General features: G+C 44.0%; 15 protein-coding genes and 1 tRNA gene. 15 read left to right on the top strand and 1 reads right to left on the bottom strand.

Translation table 11 applies throughout. From position 1 onward, the window contains the following. The 6 genes from O3605_RS08500 to O3605_RS08475 form a co-directional block, all read left to right on the top strand. Nucleotides 1–822 (top strand): LPXTG cell wall anchor domain-containing protein (locus O3605_RS08500; protein WP_371585877.1); only part of this gene is annotated, 822 nt, incomplete at its 5' end. Nucleotides 823–1360: 538 nt separating this feature from the next. Then, nucleotides 1361–2092: a UMP kinase gene (gene pyrH, locus O3605_RS08495; protein WP_003005706.1), complete on the top strand. Its 732-nt coding sequence runs from the start codon at nt 1361–1363 to the stop codon at nt 2090–2092. A 19-nt stretch (nt 2093–2111) separates the two neighbouring features. Further along, the gene (gene frr, locus O3605_RS08490) at nt 2112–2669 is read left to right on the top strand and encodes a ribosome recycling factor (RefSeq protein WP_003005165.1); all 558 of its coding nucleotides are present in this window, start codon (nt 2112–2114) and stop codon (nt 2667–2669) included. A 99-nt stretch (nt 2670–2768) separates the two neighbouring features. Then, nucleotides 2769–3623, top strand: a complete 855-nt coding sequence (cvfB, locus tag O3605_RS08485; RefSeq protein ID WP_215194569.1) for an RNA-binding virulence regulatory protein CvfB — start codon at nt 2769–2771, stop codon at nt 3621–3623. Between the two features lie 10 nt (nt 3624–3633). Continuing rightward, nucleotides 3634–3849 carry a YozE family protein gene (locus O3605_RS08480; protein ID WP_301355498.1) on the top strand — a complete coding sequence of 72 codons (216 nt, stop codon included), beginning with the start codon at nt 3634–3636 and terminating at the stop codon, nt 3847–3849. A gap of 79 nt (nt 3850–3928) precedes the next feature. Further along, entirely contained in the window at nt 3929–4921 is a 993-nt protein-coding gene (locus O3605_RS08475) for a PhoH family protein (protein WP_301355496.1), read from the top strand. A gap of 307 nt (nt 4922–5228) precedes the next feature. Here O3605_RS08475 and ald read toward each other — a convergent pair whose 3' ends face one another. Next, nucleotides 5229–6341, bottom strand: a complete 1113-nt coding sequence (ald, locus tag O3605_RS08470; RefSeq protein ID WP_118227930.1) for an alanine dehydrogenase — start codon at nt 6339–6341, stop codon at nt 5229–5231. Between the two features lie 200 nt (nt 6342–6541). Here ald and O3605_RS08465 point away from each other — a divergent pair, with 200 nt between their 5' ends. The 9 genes from O3605_RS08465 (at nt 6542) to coaE (ending at nt 14461) form a co-directional block, all read left to right on the top strand. Next, on the top strand, nt 6542–7111 hold the full coding sequence (locus tag O3605_RS08465) for a GNAT family N-acetyltransferase (protein WP_049517801.1): 570 nt from the start codon (nt 6542–6544) through the stop codon (nt 7109–7111). A 50-nt stretch (nt 7112–7161) separates the two neighbouring features. Beyond that, a tRNA-Thr gene (locus O3605_RS08460) sits at nt 7162–7234 on the top strand. 394 nt (nt 7235–7628) lie between these two features. Further along, on the top strand, nt 7629–9353 hold the full coding sequence (tetA(46), locus tag O3605_RS08455; RefSeq protein ID WP_003018861.1) for a tetracycline efflux ABC transporter Tet(46) subunit A: 1725 nt from the start codon (nt 7629–7631) through the stop codon (nt 9351–9353). Nucleotide 9354: 1 nt separating this feature from the next. Further along, nucleotides 9355–11091 carry a tetracycline efflux ABC transporter Tet(46) subunit B gene (tetB(46), locus tag O3605_RS08450; RefSeq protein WP_227197740.1) on the top strand — a complete coding sequence of 579 codons (1737 nt, stop codon included), beginning with the start codon at nt 9355–9357 and terminating at the stop codon, nt 11089–11091. 97 nt (nt 11092–11188) lie between these two features. Then, on the top strand, nt 11189–11686 hold the full coding sequence (gene ybeY, locus O3605_RS08445) for an rRNA maturation RNase YbeY (RefSeq protein ID WP_003005431.1): 498 nt from the start codon (nt 11189–11191) through the stop codon (nt 11684–11686). Next, a complete protein-coding gene (locus tag O3605_RS08440) occupies nt 11667–12065 on the top strand; it encodes a diacylglycerol kinase family protein (protein WP_003005463.1) in 399 nt (132 codons plus the stop codon). The genes ybeY and O3605_RS08440 overlap by 20 nt, the downstream gene beginning before the upstream one ends. Before the next feature lie 29 nt (nt 12066–12094). Continuing rightward, on the top strand, nt 12095–12994 hold the full coding sequence (gene era / locus O3605_RS08435) for a GTPase Era (protein WP_070506774.1): 900 nt from the start codon (nt 12095–12097) through the stop codon (nt 12992–12994). Between the two features lie 45 nt (nt 12995–13039). Next, a complete protein-coding gene (mutM, locus tag O3605_RS08430; protein WP_049472920.1) occupies nt 13040–13864 on the top strand; it encodes a DNA-formamidopyrimidine glycosylase in 825 nt (274 codons plus the stop codon). Next, on the top strand, nt 13865–14461 hold the full coding sequence (gene coaE / locus O3605_RS08425) for a dephospho-CoA kinase (protein ID WP_061455035.1): 597 nt from the start codon (nt 13865–13867) through the stop codon (nt 14459–14461). It abuts the gene before it with no gap. Nucleotides 14462–14467: the final 6 nt, after the last annotated feature.

Below are 14467 nucleotides of genomic sequence, written 5' to 3'. Positions count from 1 at the left end.
AAGGAAATCGAAAAACCTCGTCAAGATACACCAAACTCACCTTATGACACACCATATAACACCACTGAGGAAGGTGAAAAACCTAACACTATCAAGACACCAGACGGTAAGACCTACAAGATCGTACCGAAAGGTGACTACCCAGTAGGTAAAGTGGACGAAGATGGCCATTTGGAATCATCTGATCCAGTTAAAGGTAAAGTTGACAAACCTAAGTCAATCATCACTTACGTCTATAAAGAAGTGAAGGAAGAACCAACTCAACCTAAGGGTAACGTTTATGTTCACTATGTAGATACAGAAGGCAAGACCATCAAGTCAGATGTGACGGATGAAGAAAATCAACCAGTTGATAAGGACTACAACACAGTGGTAGACAACCGTCCACAAACAATCGAAAAAGACGGTAAGACTTATGAATTGGTCCCAGCAGGCAACTACACAGTTGGTGAAGTGGATGACCAAGGTCACCTTAAATCTACCGACCCTACTACAGGTAAAGTGATCGAAGGAGATAAGAATGTAACGTATGTTTACAAACTTAAAGAAACTCCAGACAAGCCTGTAGAACCAACTCCAGACAAGCCTGTAGAGCCAACCCCAGATAAGCCAGTGGATCCAACCCCAGGTAAACCAGTGAATCCAACCCCAGATAAGCCAGTGGATCCAACATCAGGTAAATCAGTAGAGTCAACACCAGCTAAAGGACAACTTCCAAATACTGGTGAAACTACATCTGTCGGATCAACTCTACTCGGACTAGTTGCAGGACTTGTAGGATTGGCAGCACTTGGACGTCGTAAAGAGGGAGACGAAAAATAATTCTTCTTCCTTTGGTGAATGATTGATTTATCTTCATTCAAAACGCCAGTTCTAATTGGTGACTAGGATAGGCCTTAAAGCCTTGAAAAAGGGGATGATCAATCCCCTTTTTCAACTAGTCATACGCTTAACTAAGAATCATTAAAATGATATAAAACGAGTCTCCCACCATAAACAGTTTAAAAGTTTTATACTGTTTATCTAAAAAAAGGGGGCTCTTTTCTTATAATCAAGAAAGTAAATGTAATTCTAAATTACTTATTTGAAATTAAATATTATAGTAGCAGCTAACCTGATTCAGAGTGATAATCATCTGGAAAAGATCATATAATTGTTGATGCACCGATGATTGATAAAAGCGACAATTCTTAAATTACATATGTAAAAGAGTTTCATTACCAAAATCTAGATCCTTTATAAAATTAGGATAAAAATGAATATCTTTTCAGTGGATAAGTTAAAATTTTTTTGATAGATATCACTATATAAAAAACGTAATTTATGGTAAAATAATACAGATCAAAAAAGGAGAGAGAAAATGGTAGAACCTAAGTATAAACGTATCTTAATCAAGCTATCTGGTGAAGCCCTTGCTGGGGAACGTGGTGTCGGAATCGATATCAAAACTGTCCAAAATATGGCCCAAGAAATCAAGGAAGTTCATGAACTTGGAATTGAAATTGCCTTGGTGATTGGAGGGGGAAACCTTTGGCGTGGAGAACCTGCTGCTGAAGCAGGGATGGATCGTGTTCAAGCAGACTACACAGGTATGCTCGGTACTGTCATGAACGCCCTTGTGATGGCTGATTCGCTTCAACAAGTTGGCGTGGATACACGTGTTCAAACAGCGATTGCCATGCAACAAGTTGCAGAACCATATATCCGTGGTCGTGCCCTTCGTCACCTTGAAAAAGATCGGATCGTGATCTTTGGTGCTGGGATCGGTTCTCCTTACTTCTCAACAGATACGACCGCAGCCCTTCGTGCAGCTGAGATTGAAGCAGATGCCATTCTCATGGCTAAAAATGGGGTCGATGGTGTTTACAATGCCGATCCGAAAAAAGATGCTTCAGCTGTGAAATTTGAGGAATTGACTCACCGTGATGTGATCAATAAAGGTCTTCGCATCATGGACTCAACAGCTTCTACACTCTCCATGGACAACGACATTGACTTGGTTGTCTTCAATATGAATGAACCAGGCAATATCAAACGTGTTGTCTTTGGTGAAAATATCGGTACAACCGTATCGAATAACGTAGAAAAATAATAGAAAATAGAGGAAGATTATGGCAAACCCAATCGTAGAAAAAGCAAAAGAAAGAATGACCCAGTCTCACCAAAGTTTGGGACGTGAATTTGGTAGCATCCGTGCTGGACGTGCAAATGCAAGTCTTTTGGATCGTATTTTCGTAGAATACTACGGAGTAGAGACACCATTGAACCAATTGGCATCTATCACGATTCCAGAAGCGCGTGTCTTGTTGATCACACCATTTGATAAATCATCTTTGAAAGACATCGAGCACAGCATCAATGCATCTGACCTTGGTATCACTCCAGCCAACGATGGATCTGTTATCCGCTTGGTTATCCCAGCTTTGACAGAAGAAACTCGTCGTGACTTGGCAAAAGAAGTGAAAAAAGTGGGTGAAAATGCTAAAGTAGCGATCCGTAACATCCGTCGTGATGCTATGGATGAAGCGAAGAAACAAGAAAAAGCAAAAGAGATCACAGAAGATGAATTGAAAGGTCTTGAAAAAGAGATCCAAAAAGTTACGGATGACGCTGTTAAGCATGTGGATGAAATGACAGCTCACAAAGAAAAAGAATTGATGGAAGTTTAATCCATCCCAACCACTACAGGAAAGAAAGACTCAGTTGGCACTGCTGGCTGGGTTTTATTTCCATTATTCTTGTGAAGAGGCAAGAGGAAAGAAGGAAACATGAATACGAATCTAGCAAGCTACATCATGGGAATGGTCATCGATGAAAATGACCACTTCTATTTTGTTCAAAAAGATGGCCAGACCTACGCGCTTGATAAAGCAGAAGGCCCACACAAAGTCGGAGAAAGTGTCAAGGGCTTTGCCTATACAGATATGAAGCAAAAGCTCCGACTCACGACACTTGAAGTCACTGCAACTCAAGAAAGCTTTGGCTGGGGAACGGTCACGGAAGTGCGCAAGGATTTGGGAGTCTTCGTGGATACAGGGCTTCCAGATAAGCAGATTGTTGTCTCATTAGATATCCTACCGGAGATTAAAGATCTATGGCCTAAAAAGGGCGATCGTCTCTATATTCGCTTAGAAGTCGATAAAAAAGATCGGATTTGGGGGATCTTAGCCTACCAGGAAGATTTCCAGCGTTTGGCTCGCCCGGCTTACAACAATATGCAGAACCAAAACTGGCCAGCCATTGTCTACCGCTTGAAATTGTCTGGAACCTTTGTTTACCTTCCAGAGAACAATATGCTGGGCTTTATCCACCCAAGTGAGCGCTATGCAGAACCACGCTTGGGACAAGTCCTAGATGCCCGGGTCATTGGATTCCGTGAGGTGGATCGGACCTTGAACCTATCTTTGAAGCCACGCTCCTTTGAGATGTTGGAAAACGATGCCCAAATGATTTTGACCTATTTGGAAGCCAATGGTGGCTTTATGACCTTGAATGATAAGTCCTCTCCAGAAGAGATCAAGGCAACTTTTGGGATTTCAAAAGGCCAGTTCAAAAAAGCTTTGGGTGGTTTGATGAAGGCGAAGAAAATCAAGCAAGACCAGTTTGGAACAGAGTTGATCTAAGAGGAGGCTTATGCGAAAATCGTTTTATACTTGGTTGATGACGGAGCGTAATCCTAAAAGCAATACTCCTAAGGCCATTCTAGCAGATCTTGCTTTTCACGAGTCTGCTTTTCCCAAGCATACAGATGACTTCGACGAGGTCAGTCGCTATCTAGAAGAGCATGCCAGCTTTTCCTTTAATCTTGGCGATTTTGATGCGATTTGGGAAGAATACCAAGCCCACTAGAGAAGGATAGGTCGAGGATGGTTTTTTCTCGGCCTCTTTGTTATAATAATAGAAAAATACAGGTAGAGAGGTTCTTTATTTGCAAGAACATTCAGTTGAAATTACATTAACGCATCCAGACGATCTCTTTCATTTGTTTGGATCTAACGAACGCCATCTCCGTTTGATGGAGCAAGAATTTGGGGTGACTATTCATGCCCGGACAGAAATTGTCCAAATCATTGGGGAAGAAGAAACCTGCGAGCAGGTTCGTCAAGTCATCCAGGCTCTTTTGGTCCTCGTCAACCGTGGCATGACCATTGGAACGCCGGATGTGGTGACCGCCATTACCATGGTGAGAAATGGTGAATTGGATAAGTTCATCGCTCTCTATGAAGAAGAGATTATCAAGGATAGTTACGGCAAACCCATTCGGGTTAAAACGCTGGGTCAAAAGATCTATGTCGATAGTGTCAAGAACCATGATGTCACTTTTGGGATTGGACCAGCGGGGACTGGGAAAACCTTCCTAGCAGTGACTTTGGCCGTGACTGCCCTCAAGCGTGGTCAGGTCAAGCGGATCATTTTGACCCGTCCTGCTGTAGAAGCTGGAGAGAGCCTTGGTTTCCTACCAGGGGATCTTAAAGAAAAAGTAGACCCTTATCTACGTCCGGTCTATGATGCTCTTTACCAGATTTTAGGGAAAGACCAAACAACTCGGATGATGGAGCGGGAGATTATCGAGATTGCGCCTTTGGCTTATATGCGGGGGCGGACCTTGGACGATGCCTTTGTCATCCTCGATGAAGCGCAAAATACCACCATCATGCAGATGAAGATGTTTTTGACCCGTCTTGGTTTTAACTCTAAGATGATTGTCAATGGAGATACCAGCCAGATTGACCTTCCTCGAAATGTTAAATCCGGCTTGATTGATGCTCAGGAGAAATTGAAGAACATTTCTCAAATTGACTTTGTGCATTTCTCTGCCAAGGATGTCGTTCGTCATCCAGTAGTAGCAGAGATTATCCGGGCCTACGAGCCCATTCCAAATCCAGTCCTCAAAGAAAAACCGGATGTGGAAGAAGAATAAAAGAAAAGGCAAAGATCATCAGATCTTTGCCTTAAATTGATGATAAAATCATCTCCTAGCCTTTCCTTAGGTGAGAACGGACGTCAGCGAACTTCTTCGAAATTCCATGACTAATAATTGAGCCTAAGGTCTCAATTATTCCGAGTGCTTGAAACTAAATTGTTTCAAGCACTTTTCTCACGGCGGAAAGTCTCTAAAAATGATTTAAAAAATTCAAAACAACTTGTTTTTTCCAAAACATTTTTAATTAGTTCATATGAAAAAATAAGTTGTTTGTTTTTTTCGATGGTAATTCTTTTATGATAGTTTAAACCAATTCATCGATTGGTGTGAAGTCACGCTCTAAACCGGTAGCAACTGGTTGGCTAGTGATGTGACCTTGGTAAGTGGTGACCCCTTGGCGCAGGCCTTCGTCGAGGGCAATTGCCTTGTGGAAGCCATTGTCAGCTAGGGATTCAACATAAGGAAGGGTCACATTGGTAAGGGCGATAGTAGAGGTACGAGCGACAGCCCCTGGGATATTGGCAACGGCATAGTGGAGCACGCCATGTTTTTCGTAAACTGGCTCCGTATGCGTTGTGACACGGTCTGCTGTTTCGATAACACCACCTTGGTCAACGGCCACATCGACGATGACTGAACCGGGACGCATTTGTTTAACCATATCGTCTGTCACTAATTTAGGAGCTTTAGCACCAGGAATCAAGACAGCACCGATGACAACATCGGCATCACGGACGCTGGCTTCAATGTTAAATGGATTAGACATAAGGGTTTGGATTTGATGACCAAAGACATCTTCCAGAACAGCCAAACGTTTAGCGCTGATATCTAAGATGGTCACTTGGGCACCGAGTCCAAGGGCGATACGAGCTGCGTGGGTTCCAACGACCCCGCCTCCGATGATGGTGACTTTCCCTTTGGGAACACCTGGCACCCCACCTAGGAGGACTCCTGATCCACCTTCTTGTTTGGTCAGGAAGTGAGCACCGATTTGCACGGCCATCCGTCCAGCAACCTCACTCATTGGCACCAAGAGTGGCAACTGTCCATCTAAGTCACGAACGGTTTCGTAGGCCACCCCAGTTGTTTTAGCTGCGACCATAGCGTCCGCTAATTCAGGTGCGGCAGCCATATGCAAGTAGGTAAAGAGCAAGAGGTCTTCGCGAAGGAAGTCGTATTCTTCAGCGAGAGGTTCTTTGACTTTGACCACCATCTCAGCGGCCCAAGCTTCTGCTGCAGTCGCAACGATGGTTGCCCCTTGCTTCGTGTAATCTTCATCCGCAAAGCCAGAACCAAGTCCAGCATTTGTTTCCACCAAAACTTGATGTCCTTTCTTGACCAAGCTTTGTACGCCTGCAGGTGTCAAACCGACCCGATTTTCGTTGTTTTTAATTTCTTTAGGAATTCCAATGAGCATTATTTTCTCCTTGCTCAGATTTAGGTGTAAAAAGGTCATTGGTGTGAGATTGCTCTCTTGACTCAATGACCTTTTCACTCCTTATCTGATTGTTTTGATTGATTTTATTGTATAGAAAAGTGGGTTAAAAAGCAAGAAAAATTTGAGCTTGCCTTCCTTTAGCTTATTTGCTAAACTAATCCCTAAAGAAGGAGAGTCAAATGGAAAATTTATATGTGAAGTTAGCGGCTTGTCGTGAAGTGGAGACAGAGCGCTTGCACTTGCGTCCGGTCACTCTTGAAGACGCACCGGCTATGTTTGAGTATGCTTCTGATGAGACAGTTACGCGCTATACCTTTGCAACCAATCAAAGTCTAGAAGAGACGCGTAATAATATTGCCCTCTTTTACCTAGCGAGCCCACTTGGAAGATGGGGGATCGAACTCAAAGAAAATGGAAAATTTATCGGGACGATTGATTTACTGGATTTGGATCTTTGTCTGAAAAAGGGGAGTATCGGCTATGTTCTGAATAAAGACTATTGGAACCAAGGTCTTGCGACAGAAGCTACCAAGGCAGTCATTGCTCTGGCTTTTGAACAGTTAGGGATGAACAAACTCATTGCCGTTCATGATCAGGACAATCCAGCTTCTGGACGGGTGATGGCCAAATCAGGTATGAAATATTCCCACGAGGAGCCCTATGCGATGCTAGACCTGCATGAAGAAGGGCGAATGGTGACGAGAGTTCATTATGTCCTCACGAAGGAAGAATATTTGGCAGAAAAATGAGTCAGGATATTGACAAAAGACCTATCTCCATGATATAGTAGATAGGTACTGCTGGTTTAGCTCAGTCGGTAGAGCGCATCCATGGTAAGGATGAGGTCGCCGGTTCAATCCCGGCAACTAGCATAGCAGAAGAGAGAAGCTTAGAGAAGATCTAGGCTTCTTTTTTTGCGAGTCCATCTTTAAAAGTCTTGCTTTTTTCAACAATTTTCAAAAAAGCGTTGACAAGCAAGGAAATAAGTGGTAAAGTTAGAACAACAAAGAGAAAGGAGAAAACCATCATGAACAAAGTAGATGTTTTGATGACACAATTGAATACACAGCTTCTCCAATCTCAGTTGAGTTCGATGTAAACTATAAATGGAACCCAAGATGGAGGAGTCTGTCTTGGGTTTTTTGTATGCATTTTTACCTGCCTTAACTGAATTGGTGATAGGCATCAGAAGGCCCAAGTGTGGACTGAGTACGTACTCAGCTCCTTGCTTGGGTTTTTTCTGTGCCATTTTGAAAAGGAGAATATATGATCAGAGCTATTTGGGAGTATATCAGGGAGCGCAAATGGCGATATGTGAAGATCGCTATGGTCCTGATTCTTTATGATTACACCTTATTGATCCCGACGCAAGTCATCCAGCGTTTAGTGGATCATTTGAGTCAGCGGACGCTGACGCAATCCAACTTTGTATGGGATATGGTCCTCTTGGTAGGATCAGCCATCCTCAATTACCTAACGGCTTTTTATTGGCAGTTGCGACTCTTTCAGTCGTCAGTCCATTTCAAGGCGACCCTCCAGGAGCAAGCATTTCGTAAGCTAGTAGCCATGCGGCGCCCTTTTTTTGAGAAATTTCGCTCAGGAGATCTCTTGACGCGCTTTACGACAGATGTCGATGGCATGGCCGATATGGCTGGTTACGGGATGATGGTGCTCCTGTTTGGCGGTGGCTTGTTTGCCTTTATTATTCCGACCATGTTTTTCATTTCTTGGCAATTAACCTTGATTTCCTTTATTCCTATGATCTTCCTCGTCGTCTCTACCTATTTTTTGAGTAGAAAGCAGGAGGAGTATGTTGAGCAAAACCGGGAAGCAGTCGCTCAGTTGAATGATGAAGTCTTGGAGTCGATCGAAGGAATTCGGGTCATGCGGGCCTATAGTAGACGGGACCAGCAGGTCAAACAGTTTCAGAAAAAAACAGCCAGTCTATCCAAAACAGGGGATAAAATTGCCTCTATCCAGTATTCTTTTGGACCTTTAGCCCTGTTGTTTATTGGATTCTCGACGGTCTTGCTCCTGCTATTTGGAGGCCAGTCCCTGGCAAGCGGGCAGTTGAGTCTTGGCAAGTTATTGGCTTTACAGTTGTATTTGGTCTTTTTAATTGAGCCTATGTGGATGATGGCGGACCTGATCTTGGTCTACCAGACAGGGCAAATGTCCTATAAAAAATTAAAAGAAGTGATTGATGAGACAGATGATCTGGAGCCAGATGGTCCTCACTACCTAGAGCAGATTGATTCGGTGCAGTTTAAGGACTATTCTTTCAGCTATCCTGGTGCTGAGCGAAAGAGCCTGTCAGGCATTGATTGGACTATCCAGCGAGGACAGACGGTAGGGATTGTTGGTCGTACCGGTGCAGGAAAGACTACCCTGGTTCGACAATTCTTGCGGCAGTACCCAGTTGGTGAGGGAGAATTCTTGATTAACCAGCAACCGATCGTGGACTACAACCGACACTCCATTGAAGATAAAATTGGCTATGTTTCCCAAGAACATATTTTATTTTCCAAGTCTATCCGTGAGAATATAGCGCTTGGTAAAAAAGGAGCCAGCCAAGAAGATTTGGTGGAAGCAATAGCCCAAGCTGCTTTTGCGGATGATCTCGAGCGGATGTCTCATGGAATGGACACCTTGATCGGTGAGAAAGGGGTCTCTGTATCAGGAGGTCAAAAACAACGGATCTCTCTGGCACGTGCCTTCTTAAGAGATGCAGAGCTCTTGCTGTTAGATGATTCCCTTTCTGCAGTGGATGCGAAGACTGAACAGGCCATTATTGACACGATTCAAAAGGAACGAAAAGACAAGACGACCATCATTGTTTCTCATCGCTTGTCTGCTGTTCATCAGGCTGATTGGATCATCGTCTTGGATCAAGGGCAGATTGTAGAAGAAGGCAGGGCTAGTGATTTATTGGCTCAAGAAGGATGGTATTATGAACAATACCAACGGCAACAAAAACAGGAAGGAGAATAAGATGAAAGTATTGAAACGATTATTATCGAGGATCACGCTTTATCCAACTGTCTTTCTTGCTGGCTTTATTTGCCTCTTGCTAGCCACCATTTTTTCTGAATTGTCACCCTTTCTTCTCCAAAAGATGATCGATGGGCCTTTGACCGCACTGACCCACGGTGGCGGGCAAGGGGACTTGCTTCAGATGGGAGGATTCTATCTCTTGGTCTTGAGCATCGGACAGCTGATTAGCTACCTAGGGAATCGGATCTTGCTACACGGAAGCAATCAAGTGACGGCTAACCTAAGAGACCAAGCCTTTCAAGTCATGCAAGGGCTGCCTATTTCTTATTTTGATGATAAGCCGGCTGGGAAGATCGCGACAAGAATTGTCAATGATACGGAGACCTTGCGGACCCAGTTTTATAACTCTTGTATGATTTTAGTCATCTACTTGGTGCGTTTCCTCTTTATCCTAGGGATTCTCTTTTACCTGAGTCCTATGATGGGCCTTCTCTTGTGTTTGGTCTTTCCGATTTTCTATGGGATCCAGTATCTCTACAAGGTCATGACGGACCAGCCTATGAAGGATTTCTTTGATGCGCGAAGCGAGGTCAATACCCAGGTCAATGAACTCTTGCATGGTGCCAGTATGATTCAGCTCTATCATCAAGAGCCTGGTGTGGTGGAGGAGTTTGAAGCCACTACCCAGAAGATGTTAGGAGCCAATGATCGAATCCTCCTGGCCGATTCCATTGCTTCTTGGACCTTAACGGAATTGCTCAAGTTTTTAGTGATTGCGGGCATTTTGACCATCGCTGGGATTTCTTTCCTACAGGGCAATATCGGTGTGACGGCTGGTTTCTTATTTATCAATATTAACTATGTGATTAATCTATTTGATCTCATGGCCAATCTCAGTCGTCAATTCCCAAATATTCGGCGATCCTTAGAAACAGGGAGCCGCGTCCTTGCTTTCTTAGACCAACCGTTAGAGGCCGATGGTGCATTGGAACTGAAGATAGAAAAGGCAGAAGTCGTGTTTAACGATGTTCAATTTGCCTATGAAGAAGGCAAGCCAGTTCTGCGGGATATTGCCTTTCAGGCAAGTCCTGGGCAAACCATTGCTCTTGTGGGTCATACTGGATCGGGTAAGTCTTCGATTATGAACCTGCTCTATCGTTTTTATGATCCTCAAGAAGGAGCGATTTTGATCGATGGTCAAGATATTCGCCAAGTCTCTCGTGAGAGCCTACGAAGCCATATGGGGATTGTTCTACAGGATCCTTATCTATTTACAGGAACCATAGCTAGTAATGTGGCCATGAGTCAGGAACACATTGATCGGGATGCGGTCAAAGATGCCTTGAAAAAAGTCGGGGCTTGGCCCTTTGTAGAGCGCCTTGAAAAGGGGATCGACCATCCAGTCGTAGAAAAAGGATCTGCCTTTTCAAGTGGCGAGCGCCAATTGATTTCCTTTGCGCGGACGCTCTATATGAATCCGCAAATTCTGATTTTGGATGAGGCAACTTCTCACATCGATACGGAAACAGAAGAAATCATCCAGAAGGCTATGGCAGTCCTGCAAAAGGGCCGGACCACCTTTATCATTGCTCATCGCTTGTCCACTATCCAAGATGCGGATCAGATCTTAGTCTTATCCGAAGGACGTATTGTGGAGCGTGGTAGACACGAGGAACTGGTTGCACAAGGCGGTATCTATGCCCAGATGAATGCCATTCAGCAAACAGTGGTGTAAGATTGTCCTGCAAAGAAAAAGATTGAAAACCAGCCTGTATCTAGTATATAGGCTGGTTTTTGTGATATAATAAAGTGATAATAGTGAGGTGATCCAGATGTATATTGAAATGGTAGATGAGACTGGTCAAGTCTCTGACGAAATCTTAAAACAAACGCAAGAAATTTTAGAATTTGCTGCTCAAAAAATTGGGAAAGAAGACAAGGAAATGGCTGTGACTTTTGTAACCAATGAACGCAGTCATGAACTAAATCTTGAATACCGTGATACGGATCGTCCGACGGATGTCATCAGTTTAGAATACAAGCCAGAGATGGAGATTTCTTTTGATGAGGAAGACCTTGCAGAAAATCCAGAATTGGCAGAGATGATGGCTGAATTCGATACCTATATTGGTGAGCTCTTTATTTCAATTGATAAGGCGCGTGAACAAGCCGAAGAATATGGCCACAGCTTTGAGCGCGAAATGGGATTTTTAGCAGTGCATGGTTTTCTTCACATCAATGGCTATGATCACTATACGCCGGAAGAAGAAAAGGAAATGTTTGGCTTACAGGAAGAGATTTTGACAGCCTATGGACTCACAAGACAATAAGAGAAAATGGAAAAATCGGGACTTCACTTCAAGCCTGGAGTTTGCGATAACAGGAATTTTTACTTCGATTAAGGAAGAGCGCAATATGCGCAAGCATGCCTTATCAGCCCTTGTAGCAATTCTTGCTGGTTTGGTATTTAGGATTTCTGCGACAGAATGGCTCTTTTTATTGCTCAGCATCACCTTGGTGATTGCTTTTGAGATTATGAATTCAGCCATTGAAAATGTGGTGGATTTAGCTAGTAACTACCATTTCTCCATGTTGGCAAAGAATGCCAAAGACATGGCAGCTGGAGCAGTCCTGGTCGTATCAGGCTTTGCCCTACTGACAGGACTGGTGATTTTTGTGCCCAAATTCTGGGCCTTGGTATTTGGATAAGAGGGAGCATGCCCTCGTGAAAGGAAACTATGACATTTAAATCAGGCTTTGTAGCCATTTTAGGACGTCCCAATGTCGGGAAGTCAACATTTTTGAACCACGTCATGGGGCAAAAGATTGCCATCATGAGTGACAAGGCGCAAACAACGCGCAATAAGATTATGGGAATCTACACGACCGATAAGGAACAGATCGTCTTTATCGATACCCCAGGGATTCACAAACCCAAGACCGCGCTTGGAGACTTCATGGTAGAGTCAGCTTACAGCACCCTTCGAGAAGTCGATACCGTACTCTTCATGGTGCCAGCAGATGAACCACGGGGCAAGGGTGATGATATGATCATCGAACGCCTTAAAGCAGCTAAAGTGCCTGTCATCCTCGTGGTCAACAAGATCGACAAGGTGCACCCTGACCAACTTTTGGCACAAATCGATGACTTCCGTAGTCAGATGGACTTCAAGGAAATTGTGCCGATTTCAGCCCTTCAAGGAAACAATGTTTTGCGTTTGATTGATATTTTGAGCGAAAACTTAGAAGAAGGATTCCAATATTTCCCTGCTGATCAGATTACTGACCATCCAGAGCGTTTCTTGGTCTCTGAAATGATCCGTGAAAAGGTCTTGCACTTGACGCGGGAAGAAATTCCCCACTCTGTGGCAGTAGTAGTGGATTCTATGAAGCGGGATGAAGAGACAGATAAGGTCCATATCCGTGCAACCATCATGGTCGAGCGCGATAGCCAAAAAGGTATTGTCATCGGAAAAGGTGGCGCCATGCTCAAGAAGATCGGAACCCTTGCGCGTAAGGATATTGAGCTCATGCTAGGGGACAAGGTCTTCCTAGAAACATGGGTCAAGGTCAAAAAAAATTGGCGGGATAAGAAATTGGATCTTGCCGATTTCGGATACAACGAAAAAGAATATTAAGAAGAGGTGGGCAGAAGCCTGCTTCTTGTTTTTGAAAGGAGTTCTATGCCTGAATTACCAGAAGTAGAGACGGTTCGACGCGGTCTTGAGAAATTAATTCTTGGAAAAACCATTCAGTCAGTGGAAGTAAAGTATCCTAAGATGATTCATACGGATCTAGATGCTTTTTGTCAAGATCTTCCAGGTCAAGAAATTCGAGCCATGGGGCGCCGCGGGAAATACCTTTTGTTTTATCTGACGGATCTGGTCCTCATCTCGCATTTGCGGATGGAAGGCAAGTATTTCTTTTATCCAGACGAAGTCCCTCTTCGCAAGCACGCCCATGTCTTATTTCATTTTACAGATGGCAGCACTCTGGTTTATGAAGATGTCCGCAAGTTTGGGACCATGGAAGTCCTAGTACCTGAGCTTGTCGACAGCTATTTTTTGACGAAAAAAATTGGTCCAGAGCCGACGGAAGCGGATCTTAAAGAGCCTGCCTTCCAAGCAGCTCTTAAAAAATCAAAGAAACCCATTAAATCAGCTCTTTTGGACCAAAAATTAGTGGCTGGTCTGGGCAATATCTATGTAGATGAGGTCCTTTATCGAGCCAAGGTTCATCCAGCCCGTTTGGGTCAAAGCTTGACTGCTAGAGAAGCCAAAGCAATCCGCAAAGAAACGATTGCTGTGCTTGCTCAAGCTGTTGAAAAGGGTGGCTCCACCATTCGCTCCTACAGCAATGCTTTTGGAGAAGACGGCACCATGCAGGAAGAACACCAGGTCTATGGGAAAACAGGCCAGCCTTGTTTGCGCTGCGGGACGCCGATTGAGAAAATCCAGCTGGGGGGACGTGGAACCCATTTTTGTCCTCACTGTCAAAAGGAGAACTAGATGGCAAGAATCATTGGATTAACAGGAGGAATTGCTTCAGGAAAGTCCACTGTCACCTCCTATTTGAAAGAAAAAGGGTATCCTGTCATTGATGCGGATCAAGTGGTTCATGATTTGCAAGCACCAGGAGGAGCCCTCTACCGTGTCCTAGTGGATCATTTTGGTAGAGAGATTCTTACCAAAGAAGAAGAGCTGGATCGCGTCGCTTTGGGTCAGCGGATTTTTTCAGACCCTAGTGAAAGAGACTGGTCCAATCGCGTCCAAGGAAGGCTTATTCGTGAGGCTCTAGCTGAGGTAAGAGATAGACAAGCTGCACAATCCGATCTCTTTTTTATGGATATTCCACTCTTAATCGAGCAAGGCTATGAAGAGTGGTTTGAATCTGTCTGGTTGGTAGCTGTATCAAAAGAAACCCAGCTCAAGCGCCTGATGGAACGCAACCACTTATCAGAACTGCAGGCCCAAGAACGTATTGCGTCTCAAATGCCGCTAGATGAAAAAAGCGCCCATGCAGATCTGGTCTTAGACAATAATGGCGATCTTGCTGCCCTCTATGCCCAATTAGATGCAGCCCTACAACAATTAGAAAGAAGATGATTTTAT

It is taken from the genome of Streptococcus sp. 27098_8_99, assembly GCF_041431935.1.
Taxonomy (GTDB): Bacteria; Bacillota; Bacilli; order Lactobacillales; family Streptococcaceae; genus Streptococcus; species Streptococcus parasanguinis_D.
Note: the sequence above shows the minus strand (reverse complement) of the source record. Positions and strands in the feature narration are given on the sequence as shown.

Coding starts and splice junctions, on each gene's coding strand:
- mutM (WP_049472920.1), top strand. CDS start 13,040: ATGCCTGAATTACCAGAAGTAGAGACGGTTCGACGCGGTCTTGAGAAA.
- O3605_RS08480 (WP_301355498.1), top strand. CDS start 3,634: ATGCGAAAATCGTTTTATACTTGGTTGATGACGGAGCGTAATCCTAAA.
- ald (WP_118227930.1), bottom strand. CDS start 6,341: ATGCTCATTGGAATTCCTAAAGAAATTAAAAACAACGAAAATCGGGTC.
- frr (WP_003005165.1), top strand. CDS start 2,112: ATGGCAAACCCAATCGTAGAAAAAGCAAAAGAAAGAATGACCCAGTCT.
- era (WP_070506774.1), top strand. CDS start 12,095: ATGACATTTAAATCAGGCTTTGTAGCCATTTTAGGACGTCCCAATGTC.
- cvfB (WP_215194569.1), top strand. CDS start 2,769: ATGAATACGAATCTAGCAAGCTACATCATGGGAATGGTCATCGATGAA.
- ybeY (WP_003005431.1), top strand. CDS start 11,189: ATGTATATTGAAATGGTAGATGAGACTGGTCAAGTCTCTGACGAAATC.
- coaE (WP_061455035.1), top strand. CDS start 13,865: ATGGCAAGAATCATTGGATTAACAGGAGGAATTGCTTCAGGAAAGTCC.
- O3605_RS08440 (WP_003005463.1), top strand. CDS start 11,667: ATGGACTCACAAGACAATAAGAGAAAATGGAAAAATCGGGACTTCACT.
- pyrH (WP_003005706.1), top strand. CDS start 1,361: ATGGTAGAACCTAAGTATAAACGTATCTTAATCAAGCTATCTGGTGAA.
- O3605_RS08465 (WP_049517801.1), top strand. CDS start 6,542: ATGGAAAATTTATATGTGAAGTTAGCGGCTTGTCGTGAAGTGGAGACA.